The sequence below is a fragment of the Serratia sp. DD3 genome (genome assembly GCF_000496755.2).
This window is the reverse complement of sequence record NZ_AYKS02000018.1, coordinates 1-25102: the sequence shown is the minus strand read 5'-3', so window position 1 is coordinate 25102 and position 25102 is coordinate 1. Positions and strand designations below refer to the sequence as shown.

Genomic DNA, 25102 nt, shown 5'->3' with positions numbered 1-25102 from the left:
ATTATGTTTCACAATTGAAACATTTTTGAGGCGTTAAATTTGACGTGACTATGCTGCTATATTATCTAACGTCATTATCCCATAATTTAAAACAAGGACCATATGAATGAAGAGTTTTACCGATATAGTTCAATATCGACGTGCAATACGTAAATATGATCAGAATTTTGAGTTTGATCCAGAAGTGGTCACCCGAGCGTTAGAATTATCAACGCTGGCACCTAATAGTTCAAATATGCAAATGTGGGAAATTCATCGCGTACGAAGTCCAGAAATGCTAAAGAAAGCCAAGGTTTTTTGCATGGAACAGAATGCGGCGAAAACCGCAAATGAACTCATCATATTTGCTACTGCCCCGCAGAAATGGAAGCAGCGAGCAGAAATGAATGCCAACGTCATTCGTAGAGCGTTTGCTGCCAAGCCCAATACACCAGAACATGTCTTTGCTTACTACGAAAAGGATATGCCACTGCTGTACAGTGGTGAAGGCTTAGTCGAGTATAAAGGTGTAGTCGGCGAGCAAGGCAACCGCTTAAGAAAAGAAGATGTCCGCGTCATTTTAAACAAAAGTGTGGCCTTGGCAGCAATGACATTTATGTATGCTTTATCAGAAGCAGGATATGACTCTTGTCCAATGGAAGGTTTTGAAGAGGATCAGATAAAAAAGTTATTAGGCCTACCTCAAGAAGCTGATGTTTGCATGATAGTAAGCTGTGGTAAACGTTTGCCGGAAGGCGTATATGGCCCTCGGCTACGTTTAGATGCGAAGGATGTCATCAAGGAACACTAATCAATCTGAAAGATACTGTGATACCCATCGCCATTTAATCTGAAGCTTGAATGGCGATGGGTAATAATGTACCTGTACATAGGTAATAGTAATTGTGAACTCTATAATCTATTCTTTTTTAACAACAATTCCAATAAGAGTTCGTCTCTAAAACAGTTGATGAGGGATTGCCCAACCGGGAGTAACGGCACAGCCCAAGGTAAGATGACGAAACCCCACAAGGACTAACACCTGGGTTGCCAATGCGGAGACCGTTTGTTTCTCTGTTACTCAGTTCACTTAACGGTTTTCCATAGACATTTACAGCTATCATGCCCATCAGTTCCCCAGTCATAACACCACCAGCACCAACCAGCGTATTATTCGCTTGAGCCGCAGCCAATGACGCATTGACCACGCTGGATTCAGTATCCGCGAACAGCCCCCCCTTTGTGACACCTATAGATATTCTCCGTGCCCGACAGGCAACGGGCCTGATGAAATACCGAGGTTACAAGGTGATCAATGGTATTACCAGCGGTAACACCAGAAGGCACAGCCGTGAAGATCAACTTGAATGTTGAAGCCGACAGTATCCTCGTGCTGAAAATCGAACTGACTGAGTTGATTAAGGAGTCATCAACCTGTTTAAACGCTATCCTAGAATTACAAGTCAAATCATCATTGTAAATTTGGCAAAAGTTCATCATGAGCAATCTGGTGAGTTATACACGTTATTCTTCAAGTTGCATGTGTGTTGGCTTTCCTCGCTCACCCTAGTCACATAATTGGCTATGCTCCTAGGGCTTCCATCGCAGGCTGCCTTCAAGCAATTCGAAGTATTTTGGGTATACACTGAATCATAACTGTCGGCGTGATCAACTGATGGATCTGGAACGGACACTGCATTTATTGGATGGCAAACCGCTACCAGATAATCGGGGGGATGTAACTGGCGGAGAGCAAATTTGAAGCTCCACTCCATACAAAAACCTACTATCACCCCCTGTTTCTTGCGAGCCAATGACAACTGAAAAGTACATTGCGAATGACGCACTCTTTGAATACGTCCCTAATACGCAGCAAACAAGGATAACCACAACCAATATTAAATGGCATACTGGATGACATACTGAAAGCCTATAAAAGAAAAAACCCCAAGCTTATCAGAAAGTTGGGGTTAGAATTTGGCGGAAGGACAGAGATTCGAACTCTGGGACAGTCGCCCGTCGACGGTTTTCAAGACCGTTGCCTTAAACCACTCGGCCATCCTTCCAATGGGCGCAAATATTAGCGATCCCGTTATAAACTGTCTACTGTTTTCATGCAAAAAAAACCTTTAACCGGTTCATTCGATTAAATTTTAATCCAACATCCATCCACTGGATACTCGAGTTGCCATTTCACACCCGTCATCACTCAAGTATTATAATGGTGAAGTGGTGCTCACGGGGTGAGTGTGGTAAGGCAATATTATGTATTGTTGTTAGGGAGCCAGTGTGTAACTCTTAGTCGTGTATAACTCTTGGTATCGTGCTGGCGGTCCGCCGTTTACTTCAGGAAATTGTTGTCATGCTGCAAAATAGACAATCACCACACCGATCTCGCCATATTATCCGCAGCTTCTGGTTGCAGAGTGTACTGCTGGTGGTTGCCCTGATTTTATATGGTTACAACTACACCAACGCCTATCTGGCTGATAAAAAAAAAGCCATCATCGGTATCACTGCCGCTGTGCAAAGCCGTATTGATAATTATCGTTATCTCACCCAGCAGATTTACACTAAATTTGGCAACCCAACGACCCCTGTCATGGAACCTGAGCAGAAAGAGAAGCTCTTGAATGCAGATGTTTATTATCTTGATAAAAAAAGAAATAAAACCGATGTGTTGATTTTTGGCAACCACAGCAATGACACGTTAGCCATGATTAGCAATATTTCAAACTTTCTTGACAGCCGATGGGGAACTAAAAAAGAAAACTATACGCTCTACTATCTTAACGGGCGGGATAACAGCCTGAGTCTGGTGACAACTCAATCGATTAAGGATCTGACCTCACGGTTAAAAGAAAATTACCTGACAGCCCTCGCTTCGGAACTACGTGCTGAAATACTGCAACAGACGAATATGCTCGATAAACGCGAGAGTTTCTCAGGCTTGCGTAAACAGCGTTTCCAGGGCAACTATTCATTCTCTATTCGTACCACGTTCAACCAACCCGGACATCTGGCCACTGTCCTCGCCTTTGAATTGCCCATTAACGATATCATTCCGTTGAATATGGCACGCAGCAATTTTCTGCTATTGGACGATAATGATGAATTTGACAATATTACCGCACCTGACGCTGAGCAACACCAGGTAACCACCACCTTGCACCGGGGCTGGCTTGAATTCACCCTGCCGCTATCCAATGCGCCACTTAAACTGATTTATCGTGTTTCAATCTTTAACCTGGTCATTGACCTACTACGCAATAATATCTGGCTACTGGTGGTCAATCTGCTACTGCTGATGCTATCGATTATAGGGTTCTATTTTATCCGCCATCAATACATCCGCCCCAGTGAAAATATGGCTGTCGAGCTCGAAAAAGAGCGCTCGCTGACTGATGAAATTATCAATAACCTCACTTCCGGCCTGATAGTCTATGACTTTGCCAGCAATAGAGCGATTGCCAGCAATAAAATTGCTGATCATCTACGGCCCCATCTCAATTTAAAAAAAATCGCCCATATGGCTAAGCAACATCATGGGGTGATCCAAGCCACAGTAAACAATAAAATTTATGAGATCCGTCTGTGCCATAGTCAACGTTCCGCAGAAACCTATCTGTTCCTGCTTGACGACCAGAAAAAAGAGATGGTCGTCAATAAACGGCTGCAACAAGCTCAACATGAATACGATAAAACCGTTCAGGCACGTCAGTTGATGCTGCAAAATTTAGCTGTTGAGCTCAATCAACCGATAAATCAAATCAACAATCTGGTTGGCAGACTGAATACACAGCCCGAACCACAGCAGCAACAAAGCCTCCTCAAGCAACTGAGCCAAACTTCGACATCAGTATTAGATCTCATTGACAATATTATCTTGCTAACTCGCCTGGAAACGCAGGATATCCAACCTTCATACCAACTATTTAGTCCCGCGGTACTCCTGGATGAACTACTGCTGGACCTGCTCCCCTTGATTGAGCAAAAAGGGTTGACCCTATTCCACCATTTCCATCTTGATGCGGGGCAGCACTATATTGGTGATGCCAATATACTACGCAAAGTTATCTCACTGCTGCTTCGCTACGCCATTATCACCACTTCTTATGGCAAGATCGTTCTGAGCGTCGAGTATGAAAACGATCACCCAGAACATCTCTTATTTCATATCAATGATACCGGCTCAGGTATCTCCAGTGATGAACTCAGTAACCTGACTTATCCATTCCTCAGTCAAATGCGCGAAGATCGCTTCAATCATGGTTCTGGGCTAACTTTCTTCCTGTGTAATCGATTATGTAAGGCGCTTAATGGCGATTTGTCTATCCGCAGTAAACTTGATATCGGTACCCGCTACACGATTCGAGTCACCATGGAGTTGGAGAAACCGACGGAAGAAGCAGAGGAAAAACTACTGGATGGGATAAAAGCGCGGCTGGATATCACTTCTAACGAGGTCCGCAGTATCACTACTCATCTTCTGGAGGCTTATGGAGCCAGTTATTTGATCGCTGATGAACGTCAGAATAATCAAGCATATGACATAGTGATTACTGATGACCCACAGTTAATCTCCGGTTATACCCTCCTGCTGGCAAGTGATGAAACCGGTTGCCAGCAGCTTGGCGAACAGATCATTCGAGTCAACTATAACTTCACCGGTGCGATGCTCGACGCCATTACACAGCTAATAGAACTGCAATTGGCAGAAGAAAATCACGAGATATCTCTCACTGAGGATGATATTCAGCACTATAAAAAACAATTAAAAACAAGTAATTATATTGATTTGTTTGTTGATACAGTACCAGTTGATATTAAAAAACTATATACTGCCAAGGAGCATAGTGACTTCGCTGCTCTATCTCAAACCGCACACCGTCTGAAAGGTGCGTTTGCGATGTTAAACCTGCTACCCGGAAAGCAACTGTGTGAATCGTTAGAACGACACATCGCAGAAGGTGATGCACTTAAGATTGACCATGACCTCAGTCAAATTGATTTTTTCATCAGTAGACTGTTGGAGGAAGGTAGCCAACAACATGAATAACCTAAACGTAATTATTGCTGATGACCATCCTATTGTGCTGTTCGGTATCCGCAAGTCACTTGAACAAATTGAATGGGTTAATGTCGTTGGTGAATTTGAAGACTCGACATCATTAATCAACAATCTATCCAAACTGAATGCGAATGTATTGATCACTGATCTTTCCATGCCAGGGGACAAATACGGTGATGGCATTACCCTGATTAAATACATCAAACGCCACTACCCGCACTTGTCAATCATCGTGCTGACCATGAACAATAACCCTGCTATTCTCGGTGCAGTGATGGACTTGGATATTGAAGGTATCGTACTGAAACAAGGTGCGCCTACTGACCTGCCACAAGCCTTGGCGGCACTGCAGAAAGGGTTAAAATTCACCCCTGAAAGCGTTACCAGGTTGCTGGAGAAAATCAACGCCACTGGCTATAGTGACAAACGCTTGTCGCCGAAAGAAAGTGAAGTGTTACGCTTGTTCGCCGAGGGGCTGTTGGTCACGGAAATTGCCAAAAAGCTTAATCGCAGCATTAAAACTATCAGTAGCCAGAAAAAATCAGCCATGACGAAGTTGGGTGTTGATAACGATATCGCTTTACTTAACTACCTCTCCTCCATCAACATGACTCAGTTGGAGAAAGACTAGGCCAGGCATTACTCAGCACTTAACCGGGCTCATGCTCTGCCCGGTTTCGTCGTACTTGTTGACTATAGTAGGTAAGTGTCTGTTCCAATAAAGTTAGTATCACCGGTTTTGATAAACAGTTATCCATTCCCGCCTCAATACAGCGTTGTTTTTCTTCCGCCAGCGCATTCGCCGTTATACCAATCACGGGTGCCGTAAAATGGGACTGACGTAACCGCTGTGCCAGACAATAACCATCCATACGGGGCATATTGACATCTGTCAGCACGATATCCACTGTGGTTCGCTCCAGTACATCTAAGGCATCGAGACCATCATTAGCGGTCATTACCTGATATCCTAATAACGTCAGTTGGTCAGACAACAACTGCCGGCTAATCGGGTGATCCTCTACCACCAGCAAGTGAATATCTCTGTTATTGACATCAGTATCTTTAACCTGCGTAGGCATCACTGTGTCGCTACCACGTTGAATTTCACCGCTAAACAGGCGGTTTAACAGTGGGAGAACATCCCATGGCATCGCAGTAGAGTGTAACCAATAACCTGGTGATACCTCAAATGACGGTCCAATATGCGCCATAGAAAACTCAATCCGCATCGACAAGGGCGTCGCCACCTGTACCGAATAATCACTCAGTAAAACATCATCGGCTGCCATCTCTTGATCTTCATACCGCAGCACTCTGGCCCCTTGCTCGGTAAGCAGTAGCATTAGATAACTTTCCAAGTGTTGATTACGCATCTGCAGCCACAATGTTTTACCCAACCAACCATCAATGACTTGTGGTGGTGGGAACTGCGCACCTAATAATGGAATACGGATAGTAAATAAGCTACCGAGCCCGGGTTCGGACTCCACTGCGATATCCCCCCCCATTAGATGAACCAGCTTTTCACAAATAGCCAGTCCTAGACCTGTACCCTGAAAGTGGCCCTGTACACTGCCGCCAACCTGAAAGAAAGGGTCAAACAGATGAGCTATTTCTTTTTCCGGAATGCCAATACCCATGTCACGCACACTGAATTCCAAATAACTGTCATAGGTCCCCACCTGTAAAATAATACAGCCGGTATCGGTAAATTTAATGGCATTACTCAATAGATTGGAGAGGACTTGCTGTAGACGCAGCGGGTCACCTTTTATCCGCTCTGGCACTCCGGGTTCGATATAACAGTACAAGCCAAGACGTTTATTGACTACCAACGGTAAATAATTACCCGTAATATTCGTGACCACTTCCTGACAAGAAAAATCATGTTGTTCAATCTTTAACTGTTCTGATTCAATCTTGGAGAAGTCCAGGATGTCGCTGATAATTTTCAATAACATCCCTGATGAGTTATTCATTGCATTAACCAGACGCTCCACGCCTTGCGGTAAAGTCTGCTTTTGCAACAAGTCAATGTTGCCAATTATGCCATACAGTGGTGTACGCAGCTCATGGCTTACCGTGGCCAGAAACATCGATTTAGACTGATTGGCCTGCTGCTCTGCCGAAGCGATCTCTTGCAATGATTGCTCCATTTTCACTCGAGAACTGATATCTGCCAGTACACAAATGGCCACATCTTCATTGCTATAACGGGAATGGACAAAACTGATTTGCAGGTTATTGTTGTTGCTGGTTATCACATCGATCAGATTGACTTGTTGTTCCCGAATCAGGCGCGTAATTCGCTCTCGGTCCTCGCCAGTCAGTAAATTAAGATAGTTATAGGCCAATTCATTACTCAAAATATTGGCCCCATCACTGATACGCAAGATAAAGATGCCCACCGGCGCTGAAGCGATAATTTTGCGGTTAAACTGTTCATTTTCCTCTAGGCGAAGAGCATCTTCCTGAGTTGGCAAGATTATCTTGCGCTCCAACAGCCACACTAGGCCCCATAGCAGCACAGCCGTGAGCAAATTAAACAGTAGGGCATTGACCAACAGATCGAAACGCGACACCACATTATTGACTGGCAATACATAAACAATGCTTAATGAAGAAGGCTGCAAACTCTTTTTCAAAGTCAGGTCATGGTAATTATCGACATAGCCAAAATAGTTGTGCTCCTGCGGATACTCATTGAGTGAAGAGTGCGGACCATCACCGCTTACCAACCGCAACAGTGGTTCGTTGTTTTCATCAAGCACCGCGACAACCAGTGGCAAATGACTTGAAGTGATCAAATCATCCAGCCGTACAGTACGTTCAATGCCTAGCAGTGCGGTCAATTTATCGTTGATATAAACCGGCGTCATCACATACAGATATCCCACATCCGACTGTTCGGCGCTGGGGATAACCCAATAGAGATCATGACCTTTATCTGAACTATTGCTATTACGGTATTTAGGAATACGTGCACGCAATGAATTAAACAAGGTTTGCTGATCGACAGTACTATAATTACTGGCAAACTCAGTGAGACACCAGCTATCAGCGGTGATAAAAAACAGCCTATTCAGGTCATAGTCCGCCACAAAGCTCTTCTTCCAATACTCAATCTGCTGGTTTAGAACACGCAGCGAATCGTGTGAGGCAGTATCGATTAAGCAATTTAATTCACCATACAGCGGGTTAAACGTAAGCTGCTGCCCGCTATTTTCCTGATTGGTCAATAGTTGATGAGTATCGGTTGGGTTGGTAAGGTGTTTTTCGACTATATATTGGAAGTCACGGATAAGGTCCGCAGAACGGTGTAGATAGCGTTGAGCATGCTCGAAGTTAAGATCATATTCCTGCAGGACTTCAGACTCTTTCTTATTCAGAATATCCCGAATATGAAAAAAGGTAAGCAACACGCCTAACGACCATAGCATGAACGCCATAACCCGGAACAGATAGCGGGAAACTTCTAAAATAGTTCGAAAAGAAGTCAAATATCTCAATCTGATACCATACCAAAGCCGGTGGTATACCCATCATGATTCATGTGGCAAGAATGGACTGCAACTTGAGTATACCCGCCATACTTCAAGTTGCAGCATCGGTTATAACTTAAGCGTTTTCATCATCTGTACCGTCTTCGACATCATCCTCATCGAGTGGTTCAGCCTGTTCTTCTGCTTCCTCTTCACCCGGTTCAAGGCTATCGAGCTCTTCATCTTCAACCGGTTCAGCAACACGTTGCAAGCCCACGACGTTCTCTTCTTCCGAGGTACGGATCAAGGTGACGCCTTGAGTATTACGACCAACCACACTGACTTCCGCCACACGAGTACGCACCAGCGTACCTGCATCGGTGATCATCATGATCTGGTCCGTGGTATCCACTTGTACCGCCCCAACAACCTGGCCATTACGGTCGCTGACCTTGATGGAGATAACCCCTTGGGTGGCACGTGATTTGGTGGGATACTCCGTCACCGCAGTACGCTTGCCGTAGCCATTTTGTGTGACCGTCAGGATATCACCGTCACCACGAGGAATAATCAGTGAGACTACCTTATCCCCTGCACCGAGGTTAATACCGCGGACACCGGTGGCGGTACGGCCCATAGAACGAACCTGCCCTTCCGGGAAACGTACTACTTTCCCATTGGCAGAAAACAGCATCACTTCGTTACTGCCATCCGTTAAATCAACACCAATCAGTTCGTCACCGTCATTAAGGTTAACGGCAATGATGCCAGCACTACGCGGACGGCTGAACTCGGTCAGTGCCGTTTTCTTCACCGTACCACTGGCGGTCGCCATAAACACATGACGTCCTTCTTCATACTCACGAACTGGCAAGATGGCAGTGATACGTTCGTTGGCTTCCAATGGCAGTAAATTAACAATCGGACGGCCACGGGCACCACGGCTCGCTTCCGGTAATTGGTAGACCTTCATCCAGTATAGTCGCCCACGGCTAGAGAAGCACAGAATGGTATCGTGGGTATTGGCCACCAATAAACGGTCAATAAAATCTTCTTCTTTAATCCGGGCAGCCGACTTGCCTTTGCCACCACGGCGTTGTGCTTCATAGTCGCTCAACGGCTGATACTTCACATAACCCTGATGCGACAATGTCACCACCACATCTTCCTGATTGATCAAATCTTCAATATTGATATCAGAAGTATTAGCGGTAATCTCGGTGCGGCGGGCGTCACCGAACTGATCACGGATAAGAACCAGCTCTTCACGGATCACTTCCATCAAGCGTTCCGGATTTTCCAGAATAAAGATCAGCTCAGCAATCACAGTGAGCAGTTCTTTATATTCATCCAGCAGTTTCTCGTGCTCCAGGCCCGTCAGTTTCTGCAAACGCAGATCCAGGATTGCCTGTGCTTGTTGCTCGGTCAGGTAATATTTGCCATCACGGATGCCAAACTCAGGTTCCAGCCACTCAGGACGTGCGGCATTATCACCAGCGCGCTCCAGCATCGCAGCAACGTTGCCCAGAGCCCAAGGTTGAGCGATCAACGCTACTTTTGCTTCTGCGGGAGTTGACGCATGGCGAATCAATTCAATAATCGGATCGATGTTTGCCAGTGCGATCGCCAGCGCTTCCAAGAGATGGGCGCGGTCGCGAGCTTTGCGTAATTCAAAGATGGTACGGCGGGTCACCACTTCACGGCGATGGCGAACAAATGCCCGCAGAATATCTTTCAGATTCAGCAGTTTTGGCTGGCCTTGATGTAGCGCCACCATATTGATACCAAACGTCACCTGCAGTTGGGTCAGCGAGTAAAGGTTGTTCAAGACCACTTCGCCTACAGCATCACGTTTGACTTCAATCACAATACGCATGCCGTCTTTGTCAGACTCATCACGCAAGGCGCTAATACCTTCAAGGCGCTTTTCTTTTACCAGTTCAGCAATCTTTTCAATCAGGCGGGCTTTATTCACCTGATAGGGAATCTCATGCACAATGATGGTTTCGCGGCCAGATTTGGCATCCGCTTCAACTTCAGCTCGAGCGCGGAGATACACCTTACCACGGCCAGTACGATAAGCTTCTTCAATGCCACGACGGCCATTGATTATTGCTGCTGTGGGGAAATCAGGGCCAGGAATGTGTTCCATCAACCCTTCGATACTGATGTCTTCATCATCAATATAAGCCAGGCAGCCGCTGATCACCTCAGACAGGTTATGCGGGGGAATATTGGTGGCCATCCCCACGGCAATACCCGATGAACCATTAACCAGCAGGTTCGGGATCTTGGTAGGCATCACTGCCGGGATCTGTTCTGTACCATCATAGTTAGGTACAAAATCCACGGTCTCCTTTTCTAGATCCGCCAGCAATTCATGGGCAATTTTTGCCATCCGCACTTCGGTATAACGCATTGCGGCAGCAGAGTCGCCATCAACAGAACCGAAGTTGCCCTGGCCGTCGACCAGCATATAACGTAAAGAGAAGGGTTGGGCCATACGGACAATGGTGTCATAGACAGCACTGTCACCATGGGGGTGATATTTACCGATTACGTCCCCAACGACACGGGCCGATTTCTTATAGGGTTTATTCCAGTCGTTACCCAGTACATTCATCGCGAACAGAACGCGTCGGTGCACCGGTTTGAGTCCATCACGGACATCTGGCAACGCACGCCCGACAATAACGGACATGGCATAATCCAGATACGAGCTTTTCAGCTCTTCCTCAATATTTACCGGTGTGATTTCTCTGGCAAGATCGCTCATAGAGCTACTATCCCTCATACTGAATGATTCATCTGCCTTGGCATGGTGCCAAAGAGGTGAAATTATACCACAAAGCAGGCTTTACGGGAAAATTACCGCCATTGTTTAACGCAAATATCAGGACAAATGCGATAACGGCCATTAACAACCGCCGTGCTGCGGCAAGGATTATGGAATACTGGTCGCCATTCAAGCGGTAGAGTTGCTGGCTGCAACTTGCCCCACTTGGGTATATAATCCTTATAGAGAAAGATAAGGAACCCATAAGACTTATGAAAGCCCACTCATCGCATCACGCCCAAAATGTTGACCACCAAGAGATCGCTAAATTTGAAGCTGTCGCCGCACGCTGGTGGGACCTGGAAGGTGAGTTCAAACCTTTGCACCGAATCAATCCACTACGCCTCGATTATATCATGCAACGCTCCGGGGGTATTTTTGGCCAAAAGGTGCTCGATGTGGGCTGTGGTGGGGGCATTCTGTCAGAAAGTATGGCCCGCGAAGGTGCGGTGGTGACCGGGTTAGATATGGGTTTCGAGCCATTGCAGGTTGCCCGTTTACATGCGTTGGAAAGCGGTATCCAGGTCACTTACGTGCAGGAAACCGTAGAGAGCCATGCACAAGCCCATCACCAGCAATATGACATCGTCACCTGTATGGAAATGCTGGAACACGTGCCTGACCCCTCCTCGGTAGTGCGAGCCTGCGCGCATCTGGTGAAACCAGGGGGCCATGTTTTTTTCTCTACCATCAACCGTAATGTCAAAGCTTGGCTGCTGGCCGTTGTGGGTGCCGAGTATCTGCTCAAGATGGTACCGAAGGGGACACACGATCATCGCAAGTTTATCCGCCCCTCTGAGCTGATTAGCTGGCTTGATGGTAGCGTACTATGCGAAAAACATATGATCGGTCTGCATTACAACCCATTGACTGATCATTTCAAACTGGGCGGCAATGTGGATGTGAATTATATGGTGCATACGCAGCACCAAGGTTAAGCAAGAGAGACGCGACCGGGGTTGCTCTTGCCAACGCCGGTCTGTTTGTGACTCACCATGCCGAGTTATCCCCTGTCTGTGATCAAAAACAGCCATGCAAATTATTTTTAAGAATACTAAAGCAGATCAATATACCGTTTTTTTCTAACGTTTAATAAAGCGGCAAACAGTTATCATTTTGCTGAGGCGAACAAAACTATTGACAAGCTTAGACCCCTTGACACTACACGACTCCCCCTCTTCATTCACATTTCACCCCCAGGTTATTCACAAAATCAGCCGATTTTGTTCACTTGCAAATTCCCGCTTTTATCACTATCTTGTTATCTTAATGACTCCTCCCCCCTATATATAGTATTTGCAGGTTAAGCGAAAGCACTAGACCTGCCTGCTTCTGGGAAACAAACGGACAGGTAAAAATGAACCAAAGCCTACTTGTAACTAAACGCGATGGCAGTAAAGAGCGCATTAACCTCGACAAAATCCACCGGGTCCTTGATTGGGCTGCAGAAGGTTTAAACAACGTTTCGGTTTCTCAAGTAGAGTTACGTTCACACATTCAGTTTTATGATGGCATCAAAACTGCCGATATTCATGAAACCATCATCAAGGCGGCGGCGGATCTCATCTCACGTGACGCCCCTGATTATCAATATCTGGCCGCCCGCCTGGCCATCTTCCACTTACGGAAAAAAGCCTACGGTCAGTTTGAACCACCAAAGCTGTATGACCACGTTGTTCGCATGGTTGAGATGGGCAAGTATGACAAACATCTGCTGGCGGACTATACCGCAGAAGAATTCGCCCTGATGGATAGCTTTATTGATCACTGGCGCGATATGAATTTCTCCTACGCGGCGGTTAAACAGCTGGAAGGTAAATATCTGGTACAAAACCGCGTTAGCGGCGAAATTTACGAAAGCGCGCAGTTTTTGTATCTTTTGGTTGCGGCCTGCCTGTTTTCCGGCTATCCACGTGAAACCCGTCTGGACTACGTAAAACGTTTCTATGACGCCATTTCCACCTTCAAGATCTCACTGCCTACCCCTATCATGTCTGGGGTGCGCACCCCAACCCGCCAGTTCAGTTCTTGTGTCCTGATCGAATGCGGTGACAGCCTGGATTCAATCAACGCCACCTCCAGCGCTATCGTTAAATATGTTTCGCAGCGCGCCGGCATCGGTATCAATGCCGGGCGTATTCGCGCCTTAGGTAGCCCGATCCGTGGTGGTGAGGCTTTTCACACTGGTTGTATCCCGTTCTACAAACATTTTCAGACTGCGGTGAAATCTTGCTCTCAAGGGGGAGTGCGTGGCGGTGCTGCCACCCTGTTCTACCCTATGTGGCACCTGGAAGTGGAAAGCTTACTGGTACTGAAGAACAACCGTGGTGTTGAGGGTAACCGGGTACGTCATATGGATTATGGTGTACAACTCAACCGCCTGATGTACCAGCGTTTGATCAAAAACGAAGATATTACCCTGTTCAGCCCTTCTGACGTCCCTGGGTTATATGATGCGTTCTTCGCCGATCAGGATGAATTCGAGCGGCTTTATACCCGTTATGAAAAAGACAGCAGCATTCGCCAACAGCGAGTCAAAGCAGTAGAACTGTTCTCATTGATGATGCAAGAGCGTGCTTCAACGGGCCGTATCTATATCCAGAACGTTGATCATTGCAACACGCACAGCCCGTTCGATCCGCAGGTCGCCCCGGTGCGCCAGTCGAATCTCTGTTTGGAGATCGCCTTGCCAACCAAACCACTGGATGACATCAACGACGAAAACGGTGAGATCGCCCTCTGTACCCTGTCAGCCTTCAACCTTGGGGCGATTGAAAGCCTGGATGATCTGGAAGAGTTAGCCACATTGGCGGTGCGCGCACTTGATGCCCTACTCGACTATCAGGACTACCCCATCAAAGCGGCCTTCCGTGGTGCAATGGGGCGGCGTACCCTGGGTATCGGTGTGATCAACTTTGCCTATTATCTGGCAAAAAATGGGGTCCGTTATTCTGATGGCAGTGCCAACCCACTGACCCACAGAACCTTCGAAGCGATTCAGTACTACCTGTTAAAAGCATCGAACCGCCTGGCGCAAGAGCAAGGGCCTTGCCCATGGTTCAATGAAACTACCTATGCGAAAGGTATTCTGCCAATCGATACTTATAAGAAAGATCTGGATACAATTTGCAGCGAACCTTTGCATTATGACTGGGAAACACTGCGTAAAGAGATTAAACAGACTGGGCTGCGCAATTCAACCCTGTCGGCACTGATGCCGTCAGAGACCTCGTCACAAATATCCAATGCCACCAACGGCATTGAGCCACCACGGGGTCATATCAGTATCAAGGCGTCGAAAGATGGTATTTTACGCCAGGTGGTTCCTGAGTATGAGCGTCTGAAAAATGACTATCAGCTATTGTGGGAAATGCCCAATAATGATGGCTACCTGCAATTGGTTGGCTTGATGCAGAAGTTCATCGACCAGTCGATTTCGGCCAATACCAACTACGATCCAACCCGTTTCCCAGCTGGCAAGGTGCCAATGAAGCAGTTGTTGAAAGACCTGCTGACCACCTACAAGCTGGGTATAAAAACACTGTATTATCAAAATACCCGCGACGGCGCGGAAGATATTCAGGAAGATTTGCAGTCAACGCAAAGTAATGATGACTGTGAAGGCGGCGCCTGCAAAATCTGATTTTTGATATTGCCTACTGGGGCAAACCGGCCGGAAACTGGTTTGACTGCCACCATGCGCGCGCCTACCTGAAAGGGAAATCTCAAGGATGAGATTTAAATGCAGCGGGTAGCAGCCCCAATGGGGGCGAATGACCCAGGTCACTCCCCCGCAACTTGAATACGGACCCAAACTTATGGCTTACACCACATTTTCACAAAATAAAAACAATCAGCTACTTGAGCCAATGTTCTTCGGCCAACCCGTCAACGTAGCGCGGTTTGATCAGCAAAAGCATGAAATATTCGAAAAGTTGATCGAAAAGCAGCTCTCCTTTTTCTGGCGCCCAGAAGAGGTTGACGTTTCCCGTGACCGTATCGACTATCAGGCTCTCCCCCCCCACGAAAAACACATTTTTATCAGTAACCTGAAGTATCAGACCCTATTGGACTCCATCCAGGGTCGCAGCCCGAACATTGCCTTCCTGCCGTTGATCTCAATCCCGGAACTGGAAACCTGGGTGGAAACCTGGTCATTCTCTGAAACCATTCACTCACGTTCCTACACCCATATCATCCGCAATATCGTTAATGATCCGGCAGTGGTATTTGACGATATCGTGACCAATGAAGAGATCAAAAAACGGGCGAAAGACATCTCCAGCTATTATGACAAACTGATTGAGATGACCAATTACTACCATCTGCTGGGTGAAGGCACCCATCAGGTTAATGGTAAAACCGTTGTGGTGAATATACGCGCCATCAAAAAACAGTTGTATCTGTGCCTGATGAGTGTCAATGCCCTTGAGGCCATCCGTTTCTATGTCAGTTTCGCCTGTTCGTTTGCTTTTGCCGAGCGTGAATTGATGGAAGGCAATGCCAAGATCATCAAGCTTATTGCCCGTGATGAAGCCCTGCATCTGACTGGTACCCAGCATATATTGAATCTGATGCGTTCGGGTGCAGATGACCTAGAGATGGTCGAGATCGCTGAAGAGTGTCAGCAGGAGTGTTACGACCTGTTCGTCATGGCGGCTGAACAAGAAAAAGAGTGGGCGGAGTATCTGTTTTGTGATGGTTCAATGATTGGCTTGAACAAAGATATTCTGTGCCAATATGTGGAATATATTACCAATATCCGTATGCAGGCCGTTGGCTTAAATCTGCCATTCCAGACCCGCTCCAACCCTATCCCCTGGATCAACGCCTGGCTGGTTTCGGATAATGTTCAAGTGGCTCCGCAGGAAGTGGAAGTCAGCTCCTATCTGGTCGGTCAGATTGACTCAGAAGTCAATGCTGACGACTTGAGTGATTTCGAGCTGTAAGTGAGCAGCCCAACCATCACGCTGCGTGCCAGTGGTGCGCAGCTCTCAGCTGCCGCAGGGGAAAGCTGCCTGCTTGAGATACTCGAATTACATGATGTCGCGGTGGAATACCAGTGCCGATCAGGCTATTGCGGTGCCTGCCGCTTGAAGTTACTGAAAGGTAAAGTCGCCTATCGCCAAGCGCCACTGGCTTTTGTCAATGATGGCGAGATCCTGCCCTGCTGCTGTATGCCCTTGATGGATATTGAGCTGGAAATTTAGGCGGCGTCACACCGCCTATACAGTGTGTTACTCGATAATTGCCACCGTTTCCAGCCAGTTATGTCTACCGCAAACTTGGTCCTCATTGAGCCAGCGACGCAGCATATCCAACGCCAACATCGCTACAGATTCCTGCCGCAAACGCAGGCTATGACGGGAAACACGGTAGCTGACGGTCTGGCCCACGCCGCCCTTGGGCGTATGCAAAGCAATACTCACCCGTTCACCCTCCATGGCACTGACGGCCAACGCCAAAGGTGCATGGCTAAGCTGAGACAACCTCTGTGCACGTGCCAGCAAGGTTTCCAGTGTCTCGTAGCAATCAGCGGGGAGTAACTCCCCTCCCGCCAAAGGTGCCGCTTCGCTCTGCAATTGCAGATTGATCAACCCGGCAGTAAATTGCTCACTCAGCACCAGTTTCATCCCTTGTTGCTGCAGTCGTTGCGCTAACTGCGCCGCTAACCCCACCGTTCCTTCATAAATAGTATTATCTGCCACAATGCCTCGTACCCGTTGCCATATCTGCTCCATGGCAACGCGCTGACGGTGTGGTCCAGTCAACTTTAACTCAATAATTGGGCTGGAAGAGCGATACCCCAGCACCACATCCGGCGGTAACGATATTGGGTCCAATTCTGCTGCCAAGTCGCTTTCTGAAGTACCGAACGTCGTTAAACGTAAACATAACGGTGGCTCTGGCAGGCTAAACTGCTGCTGCAAACGCGGGAAAATCTGCTCTTTCACCATCACCTTAAACTCAGATGGCACACCCGGAGTAAAGAACATCAGGCATTTATTCAACCTCAGCGCAAAACCGCAAGCGGTACCCACACGGTTATCCAGCATTTCAGCATTCGCTGGCAATTGTGCCTGCTTACGGTTGGAATCGGCCATCACCCGGCCTCGTTCAGCAAAATAGGCCTCGATACGGGTGATCCAGGCAGGGTGTTCAACCAATTCAACACCACAGGCCTTGGCAGCTGCCAGCGCACTGAGATCATCACTGGTGGGCCCCAAGCCACCATTCACTATCAACACATCCGCAATATGGCTACGCTCTTGTAGCGTTTCAATCAGAGAAGAGAGGCTATCCCCGACAGTTTCACGGCTACTCATCGGCAAGCCTTGTTGAAACAGATAATCTGCCAACCAGGCAGCATTGGTATCGATAATTTGCCCGTGCAGCACCTCATCACCGGTACTGAGCATCTCCACTCTTAACATTGATTTCCCCTTGCTGTTCAGATCCATAGCCCATTCATTCAGGTTACAGCCAATACCCGCTAGCTTGAATGACAACGGGTGTCTCTACTATATACCCAAGTTTATGCCAGTGGCAGTCAGAGGTATAAGTTACACATACTGTAAACAATTTGTTGCCGTGATAGGGGTTACTAGCCCACCGCCGCTGGTGTTTTTTTGCGGCATCACAGTCATCGCTATCCAGCTAGGCATTGCCAGCGGCCTCCTCCCTGCGGTGGGATAATGAGATGGGGCTGACTCTGCCCCCATTTCTGGCTTATACCTAAACCACTGCGCACACTCTGCCGGGCTATCAGAAGTTCAAACCCACGCCCAGATAAGGGCCATCGGCTACCGCATTATCCCGCTTGCCCTCTTTCCCTTGCAGATTGAGATAACGATAGCCCACATCAACACTCAGCGGTTGAAAGACATTCCAACGCAAGCCACCATTGAATTCGTTATAAGCTTTGACACCGCTGGTTAATGCATCAGGAGCAAAATAACCTTCACCATACAGTGCAAAGTAACGGTTGAGGCTCCATTGCAGCCCCCCGCCTAAAGCCAGTGCAGCACCACTGCGCCCCTCTTGTGGGCTAAGATAGAGCGCTTTGCCCCCCAGCGTTGCCTTAAGTGGGGAAAACGGCAAGGTGAAATCCAAACCCACGCTGCCAACACTGCCATCATGGTCGCTACGTATCCAGTTGCCATTGACGCCCAACCCAGGAATAAGCAACCCCATGCCAGCACTGAGATGGGTATAATCCTGCCCCACCTCGCCTCTCACGCCAATGGCATTAGCAGAACCAGTCACAAACAGCAAAGCAGCTGCATACGCGACTAAAAATTTATTCATAATTGTTCCTTTTTTCACTCTGAATTATCAAAAGTGACAATATGTTACCTGAAAATGAGAATGAAAGAAGTTTAATAGAATCGACATATATTCAAAGTCATTCGAGTTATTTGACAAAATGCTGTGTACTTTCAACAGGTCTTGCACTAATTTCCAAAGTTCGGCTCACAGAAAGTGCTGAGTATCTGATCACTGATGTCCGTGACTGCTTTATCGGGTTGGCTGCCATTGCTCGGCAGCCCACTGTTGTAAGCGATGGCGTGAAATTTTAATCCCGCCATTTTTCAGTTCAATGGGTAAGGCGAGCAAAGCAATGGGCCGCTGAAAGTTTGCCAATTGGTCTTGTGCCCAGTTCAGTAATAAATCCAACGACAACTCCCCGGCCCAATCTGCCACCGCCACTGGCCGCTGACCAAACTCAGGGTCATCAAGCGGCACGATAAATACCTGGGATATCTGCGGATGTGCCAGCAACACTCGCTCGACCTCCTCTGGCTGTATCCCTTCGCCACCACTGAAGAACTGGTTATCCAAGCGGCCAATAATCCGCAACTCACCTTGCGCCATCACCCCACGATCACGGGTATGGAACCAACCTTCAGCATCGGTGACTGGCAGCAACGCCCCTTGGTACCAATACCCCAATGCCAGACTGTCAGAACGGATCCATACTTCCTGTTCCACCAGCCGAATCTCGCCCCCGTGCAGCGGTAACCCTACCCCCGGCAATTCATCAGCACGCTTGGCACAAACCGTCGAGGCCAATTCCGTCAGGCCATAACCACACCAGCAGCGGATCCCCTGCGCCTCCGCTTGCCGGGTCAGCTCAACCGGGATCATCGCCCCGCCGAGTAACACTTCCTTCAAGCTGTGCTCTGTTTGAGGTGCAGACAATAACCGCCATAACTGCGTCGGTACCAGAGAAGCATGAGTACAGCCCGCCAAAGCGTCAGCCAACGGTTGCATCTCGCGTAGCACCAACTGTGCCCCGGCTGTCAGCCAGCGCCAGACAATCCCTTGACCAGAAACATGAAACAACGGTAAAGAGAGCAGCCAGCTATCCGATGGTTGGAAATCCATCCGTTGTAAAACGCCTTGCGCACAAGCCAAATGCCCGGCATAGCTATGCGCAGCCGCTTTCGGCAGGCCGCTGGAACCGGAAGTCAAGGTTAACGTCGCCAGCCGCTGTGGTTGCCATGGTACAGGTTGCCATGGTACGGGTTGCCATAGGCCAACATCCCTTTCCGTGGAGGATAAGATAGTCAGCTCAGCGGGTAAGGTGGGCAAACTGTCAGGGCTGAACACAAAAGCAATATTCAGATCCGGCAGTAACCGTGCCAGCATCGCAGCGGGTAACCCGGGGTTAAGTGGCAGCAAGCGTGCGCCACATTGCAACAAGGCCAGATAGGCCAACAGTAACGGATAACTGTTTTTACTGCATAGCGCCACACCGCAGGCAGGCTGCACCCCTTGCTGCTGAAAATCAGCAGCCAGTGCATCAACCTGCTGTTGTAACATTAACCAACTGATCGGTTGCTGTTGCACCAGCAGCGCTGTCTCCTGTGGGCGGTGTTCTGCCCAATACCGCCATGGCCAGTTATTCAACTGCGCCATACACACTCCAGAGCCTCGCTCTGCAATAACGGTAAGGTGCTGTCAGGCCAACTACGCAGCAATTGTGCCTGCATCAGGTTTAGTGTATCCAACCCCGGCACCGTGTCTGGCGTTAACCAGTGGGCAATACGTGCCAACTGCGTGAGCCCCAGGCTGGACTCAATGCTGGAACTGATCACCGCAACCAAACCCGCCTGATGTGCTTGTGTTACTAACTCTTGGCAACGTTCCAGGCTACCCACCAAGGTGGGTTTGATGACAATGGCGGCGACGCCTGGTTCGGCCTGCACCACAAAGTCAGCCTCACGCACACTTTCATCCCAGGCAATGGCAATACCCTGTGATTGGGCGAAATGGCGTGATTCATCACGGGTTTTACAGGGTTCTTCCAAAAATGCGATACGATCACGCCACCGCGGATTGACATATTTGGCAAAACTGTCCGCTTTGGCTGCCGTCCAACTGCGGTTGGCATCCAGCCGCAATTTGAGGTCCGGCAATGCCTCCAGCAACACATTGACCACCATGCCATCACGCACCGCCTCGTACAGCCCCACCTTCACCTTGGCGATTTTCTCACCGGGCAGTGCCGCCAGCACGTCAAACAATTCATCGGGGTCGCCACTGCACAGCGGTACCTTGCGGTAATCCGCCTGCTGTGGCAACTGCCCGCTCAACTCAGCCAGCGCGCAACTGGTGCCAAACGCCACCGAAGGCCACAGTGTGGGTGCCGGTGACTGATCCGCCACCCACGCTTGCCCCCAAGCTAATGCCGCCTGTTGCGCCTGCTCTAAGGTTTCGACACTGAACTCCGGCAAGGGGGTAATTTCCCCCCAGCCTTGTTGCTCCCCTTGCTGCAAGTGGAGCAACAAACCATCACGGGTTTTCAAGCGCTGATTGCGCAGCACCACCCCTGCCTCCATCGGCACACTATAGCGATAGAGAGCCGCCATACGCGTTGAATTGGTCATTACGGATTACGCTTGAATTTGCTGAAGTCCGGCTGGCGCTTTTCATTAAATGCGTTACGCCCTTCCTGACCTTCATCGGTCATATAAAACAGCATGGTGGCATTACCCGCCAGCTCCTGCAAACCGGCCTGACCATCACAGTCCGCATTCAGCGCGGCTTTCAGGCAACGCAGTGCCATCGGGCTGTTTTGCAACATCTCACGACACCAGCGTACCGTCTCTTTTTCTAAATCCGCCAACGGTACCACGGTATTGACCAGCCCCATATCCAGTGCGGCAGCGGCATCATACTGACGGCACAGGAACCAGATCTCACGCGCTTTCTTCTGGCCCACAATACGTGCCATATAAGACGCGCCCCATCCGCCGTCAAAGGAGCCCACTTTCGGCCCTGTCTGACCAAAAATGGCATTATCGGCAGCAATGGTCAGGTCACATATCATATGCAGCACATGACCACCGCCGATAGAGTAACCCGCCACCATCGCCACCACCGGTTTCGGGCAAGTGCGGATCTGGCGTTGGAAATCGAGCACATTCAGGTGATGCACGCCACTATCATCACGATAACCACCGTAATCACCACGTACTTTCTGATCACCCCCGGCACAGAAGGCTTTATCACCCGCACCGGTAAGGATGATGGTCCCAATCCCATCGTCATAACGGGCATTCGCCAGCGCTTCAATCATCTCTTTTACCGTCAGTGGACGGAAAGCGTTACGCACTTGCGGGCGGTTAATGGTGATTTTGGCAATGCCATCACTGGATTTGTGATACAGGATATCTTCGAAATCGCCAGAACAATCCTGCCACTCAACCGCGGCATACAGTTGCTCTTCATTCGGATAAAGCATGTTCGCTTCCTTTATTATCAAGATTATCAAGAAATTCATCTAACACGGCGGCAAAGGCCACCGGGTTGGCTAAATGAGCATTATGACCGGCCTGCGGGACGGTGGCTAATGGCAAGCCAGCCTCTCGGGCCAACCCTTGGAACTTAGCATCATCCGCACCACATACCACTTTTATCGGCATGGTCAGTTGTTGTAATTGCGGGACCAGCCAGGGTTGACAGCCAAGAGAGGTGGCCTCCAGCATATCAGCCACTGCCGGCCCCTGGTTATTGGCACGTGCCTCAATCAAGGCTTGGCGGTGTATAACATCCAGACCGGCAAATACCGGCTGCTGATACCAATCCGACAGTACCTGGCTGATGGGCTCAATACGAAAACGTTGGGCCCAATGGGCATCATGCACCCGGCGTTGCGCACGCAAGCCTTCATCATTTAACCCTGGGTTGCCCCCTTCAATCAGCAGACCTTGCTGCCCCCGGCTATCACCGTGGCAAGCATGGTACATGGCAATGCGCCCCCCCAGCGAATACCCCACCAAACAGTAACGTTCGATGTTGTGCTGCTGCAATGTCGCGCTGATCTGCTGGCTGACATCGGCAAAATCGCGGCAAGATTGCCCGACAGAGTCGCCATGACCGGGCAGGTCAATGGCCAGTGAGGGCCACTGCGGGCAACGGGAAGCAATAACCCGCCACTCATTGTTGTTCCCCAGCAAGCCATGCAGCCAAACCAGCCATGGGCGCTGGCTTTCGCCTGGTTGTAACACGTGCGCGGCCAGCATCAGTCAGCCGCCATCAGTTGTACCAGGTGCTGCAAGGTTTCGGCACCCTCACTGGAGGCAACCTGCAACTCAATTAATGTCGTCCCGCTGTGGCACCAGGCCTGCTCTACCGCCTGCTGCAATTGAGACCAATTTTGCGGGCAGGCATAACTGAGCTGGAACATGGCTGCCGCATGGCTGAACTCCACATTCTGCGGCATACAGTAAAAACGTTGGCGCTCTGCTGGTGGTGTTGGCAACAATGAAAAGATCTGCCCACCGTTATTGTTCACCACTATCAGGACCATCGGTACCGAGTCTTGGCGTAATAACGCCAGCGCATTCAAATCATATAAAGCCGAGATATCCCCCACCACCACCAGTGTAGGTTTGGCGGTAGCGCGTTGTACCCCTGCTGCGGTAGACAGCAGGCCGTCAATGCCACTGGCACCACGATTACTGAACACCGGGTAACCGGCGGGTAATTGGCTTAATGCATCGATCAAGCGAACAATCAGGCTATTGCCAACAAACAATTGGCCATTTTCGGCTAATAGCTCGGGCAGGCGCTGGGCCAATTGTGCTTCACCAAAACGGTTATGCAGATATTCCGCGCTGACCTGAAAGGCTTGCTGCGCCAAGGTCGCCAACTCACCCGCCCAGGGTGCACACCCTTGAGCCGGGTGCAACTCAAGCCATTCAGCCACGCGGGAGCGAATACGGCGACCACGATGATGTGAAGGATCCAGACGACCAGGCAGCGAATCAATCAACCAGAACTCTTCTGGCTGGCAGTTCGCCTGCCATTGTAATAACCGTTTACCCGTCAGGCTGCTACCAAACTGCACCACCAATTGTGCCTTTGCCAGTAAATGGCGGGCTTGTGGTTTGGCCAACCACAAATCGGCACCAGGCAACGGTTGGCCGGTTTGCGACAGCACATCACCAATCAGTGGCCAGCCCAGCCTCTCGGCCCATTCAGCCAGGCGTACCCCCTCTTCGGCACTCATTCGCCCGGCGATCACCACGCCACGTTTTTGCCGCCAGAGAAGCCAATCCTCTTGTTTTAATACCTGATGATGGTCCATTTCACGCAACCAGGGATGCGACGCCCGCCACCAATCACCCAGTGCCGCCGACCATTCATGGTACTGCTGCCCATCATCGCCATACAGCGGTTCAGCAAACGGGCAGTTAATATGCAACGCGCCCTGTAATAGACGTGCCATGGCACTATCGAGCGTCGACACCAGCCAACGAGCCGGAATATCCGGGCTGGGGCGGGGTAAATCAATACTGAGGGTAGGATGGCTGGCATAGAGGCCATGTTGACGAATAGCTTGATTGGCACCACAGTCAATCAGTTCTGGCGGTCGGTCTGCAGTCAGAAATACTAGCCGTTCGCCAGTGAGCCCGGCTTCGATCAACGCAGGATAGAGATTGGCCGCCGCAGTCCCTGAGGTGACGATCACCGCGACCGGTTGACGGGAGGCTTTTGCCAGGCCCAGCGCCAGATGGCCCAAGCCCCGCTCATCAAAATGGGTATGGCAGACAAAAGCAGGATTTGCCGCCGCCGCCAGTGTCAGTGGTGTCGAACGTGACCCAGGAGCGATACAGACATGCTGCACCCCATGGCGGGCGAGCGCTTCCAACAATAACGTGGCCCACTGGCGATTAAAAACACTTGTCGACATAATTCGCTCACAAGTCAATAAAAGAGGCGATGTAACCTAACTAGCTGCGCTTAATACCGTTCCCCTTTTCAGTTCAGGAAAGTAGGCATGATGCAGAACACCGACACGCCGTGAACCCCTCCCTGGGGGCTCGTATCGCGCGCCCTTGCGCTCAACGGTCAGCTAACTTGCATCACGCCCACCGGTAGCACAATTCGGCACGGCTCTTGAGGTCAACCGGGCAAGGTCATATGCCCCAAACAGTCGTTGCGAATTATACACCTCAACCGTTTAACTCCGGTTGCAATAATGTGCGCAAACCTGCTGCTTTACTTTCAACCTCTTGCCACTCCAGTTCAGGATCTGACCCGGCAACAATCCCGGCCCCGGCGTATAATTGCACCTCGGCCCCCTCAATCTGGCAAGAGCGCAGCGCCACACAAAATTCGGCTTGCGTGGCGCAAAGATAGCCCGCAGACCCCGCATACCAATGGCGCGAGAACGGCTCGTGCTGGCGAATAAAATCACGCGCCGCCTGGCGAGGCAAG

17 protein-coding genes, 1 tRNA gene and 1 pseudogene are annotated in these 25102 nt (G+C 49.4%); 8 read left to right on the top strand and 11 right to left on the bottom strand.

Annotated features, from left to right (window positions below; genetic code table 11):
* Nucleotides 1–106: 106 nt before the first annotated feature.
* Nucleotides 107–790 (top strand): nitroreductase family protein, encoded by a 684-nt coding sequence (locus IO95_RS03275; protein ID WP_037383817.1) that lies wholly within the window; start codon nucleotides 107–109, stop codon nucleotides 788–790.
* 825 nt (nucleotides 791–1615) lie between these two features.
* Nucleotides 1616–1723, top strand: a pseudogene (locus IO95_RS25930) (DUF4942 domain-containing protein); the annotation flags it as partial.
* Nucleotides 1724–1957: 234 nt separating this feature from the next.
* Here the strand turns inward: IO95_RS25930 and IO95_RS03270 are convergent.
* Nucleotides 1958–2045 (bottom strand) — tRNA-Ser (locus tag IO95_RS03270).
* A 299-nt stretch (nucleotides 2046–2344) separates the two neighbouring features.
* On the opposite strand from IO95_RS03270, the gene rcsD reads away from it, so the two are divergent.
* Together rcsD and rcsB are read left to right on the top strand one after the other, a co-directional pair.
* The gene (gene rcsD, locus IO95_RS03265; protein WP_081878505.1) at nucleotides 2345–5038 is read left to right on the top strand and encodes a phosphotransferase RcsD; all 2694 of its coding nucleotides are present in this window, start codon (nucleotides 2345–2347) and stop codon (nucleotides 5036–5038) included.
* Nucleotides 5031–5681 carry a response regulator transcription factor RcsB gene (rcsB, locus tag IO95_RS03260; RefSeq protein ID WP_037383815.1) on the top strand — a complete coding sequence of 217 codons (651 nt, stop codon included), beginning with the start codon at nucleotides 5031–5033 and terminating at the stop codon, nucleotides 5679–5681. The genes rcsD and rcsB overlap by 8 nt, the downstream gene beginning before the upstream one ends.
* Nucleotides 5682–5700: 19 nt before the next feature.
* Here rcsB and rcsC read toward each other — a convergent pair whose 3' ends face one another.
* The gene (gene rcsC / locus IO95_RS03255) at nucleotides 5701–8562 is read right to left on the bottom strand and encodes a two-component system sensor histidine kinase RcsC (protein WP_037383813.1); all 2862 of its coding nucleotides are present in this window, start codon (nucleotides 8560–8562) and stop codon (nucleotides 5701–5703) included.
* 109 nt (nucleotides 8563–8671) lie between these two features.
* Nucleotides 8672–11311 carry a DNA topoisomerase (ATP-hydrolyzing) subunit A gene (gene gyrA / locus IO95_RS03250; protein WP_023491375.1) on the bottom strand — a complete coding sequence of 880 codons (2640 nt, stop codon included), beginning with the start codon at nucleotides 11309–11311 and terminating at the stop codon, nucleotides 8672–8674.
* Nucleotides 11312–11583: 272 nt separating this feature from the next.
* Between gyrA and ubiG the strand changes: the two genes are divergently transcribed.
* From ubiG to yfaE, 4 genes are all read left to right on the top strand, one after another.
* Nucleotides 11584–12309, top strand: coding sequence for a bifunctional 2-polyprenyl-6-hydroxyphenol methylase/3-demethylubiquinol 3-O-methyltransferase UbiG (gene ubiG / locus IO95_RS03245; protein ID WP_023491374.1), 726 nt, complete (start codon nucleotides 11584–11586; stop codon nucleotides 12307–12309).
* Nucleotides 12310–12728: 419 nt separating this feature from the next.
* Nucleotides 12729–15014 (top strand): class 1a ribonucleoside-diphosphate reductase subunit alpha, encoded by a 2286-nt coding sequence (gene nrdA / locus IO95_RS03240; RefSeq protein ID WP_023491373.1) that lies wholly within the window; start codon nucleotides 12729–12731, stop codon nucleotides 15012–15014.
* A gap of 175 nt (nucleotides 15015–15189) precedes the next feature.
* Nucleotides 15190–16320 carry a class Ia ribonucleoside-diphosphate reductase subunit beta gene (nrdB, locus tag IO95_RS03235; RefSeq protein WP_023491371.1) on the top strand — a complete coding sequence of 377 codons (1131 nt, stop codon included), beginning with the start codon at nucleotides 15190–15192 and terminating at the stop codon, nucleotides 16318–16320.
* A complete protein-coding gene (gene yfaE / locus IO95_RS03230; protein WP_023491370.1) occupies nucleotides 16321–16581 on the top strand; it encodes a class I ribonucleotide reductase maintenance protein YfaE in 261 nt (86 codons plus the stop codon).
* A gap of 27 nt (nucleotides 16582–16608) precedes the next feature.
* Here yfaE and IO95_RS03225 read toward each other — a convergent pair whose 3' ends face one another.
* The 8 genes from IO95_RS03225 to IO95_RS03190 all read right to left on the bottom strand — a co-directional run.
* Entirely contained in the window at nucleotides 16609–17805 is a 1197-nt protein-coding gene (locus IO95_RS03225) for a nicotinamide mononucleotide deamidase-related protein YfaY (protein ID WP_023491368.1), read from the bottom strand.
* Nucleotides 17806–18136: 331 nt separating this feature from the next.
* The gene (locus IO95_RS03220) at nucleotides 18137–18679 is read right to left on the bottom strand and encodes a YfaZ family outer membrane protein (RefSeq protein ID WP_023491366.1); all 543 of its coding nucleotides are present in this window, start codon (nucleotides 18677–18679) and stop codon (nucleotides 18137–18139) included.
* Between the two features lie 210 nt (nucleotides 18680–18889).
* Nucleotides 18890–20293 (bottom strand): o-succinylbenzoate--CoA ligase, encoded by a 1404-nt coding sequence (menE, locus tag IO95_RS03215; RefSeq protein WP_023491364.1) that lies wholly within the window; start codon nucleotides 20291–20293, stop codon nucleotides 18890–18892.
* Nucleotides 20281–21264, bottom strand: a complete 984-nt coding sequence (menC, locus tag IO95_RS03210; RefSeq protein ID WP_023491362.1) for an o-succinylbenzoate synthase — start codon at nucleotides 21262–21264, stop codon at nucleotides 20281–20283. The genes menE and menC overlap by 13 nt, the downstream gene beginning before the upstream one ends.
* The gene (menB, locus tag IO95_RS03205) at nucleotides 21264–22121 is read right to left on the bottom strand and encodes a 1,4-dihydroxy-2-naphthoyl-CoA synthase (RefSeq protein WP_023491361.1); all 858 of its coding nucleotides are present in this window, start codon (nucleotides 22119–22121) and stop codon (nucleotides 21264–21266) included. The genes menC and menB overlap by 1 nt, the downstream gene beginning before the upstream one ends.
* Nucleotides 22105–22902, bottom strand: a complete 798-nt coding sequence (gene menH, locus IO95_RS03200; protein ID WP_023491359.1) for a 2-succinyl-6-hydroxy-2,4-cyclohexadiene-1-carboxylate synthase — start codon at nucleotides 22900–22902, stop codon at nucleotides 22105–22107. Before menH ends, menB begins: the two co-directional genes overlap by 17 nt.
* On the bottom strand, nucleotides 22902–24575 hold the full coding sequence (gene menD, locus IO95_RS03195) for a 2-succinyl-5-enolpyruvyl-6-hydroxy-3-cyclohexene-1-carboxylic-acid synthase (protein WP_023491358.1): 1674 nt from the start codon (nucleotides 24573–24575) through the stop codon (nucleotides 22902–22904). Before menD ends, menH begins: the two co-directional genes overlap by 1 nt.
* A 262-nt stretch (nucleotides 24576–24837) precedes the next feature.
* On the bottom strand, nucleotides 24838–25102 hold a 265-nt coding region (locus tag IO95_RS03190; protein WP_037383808.1), incomplete at its 5' end, for a chorismate-binding protein.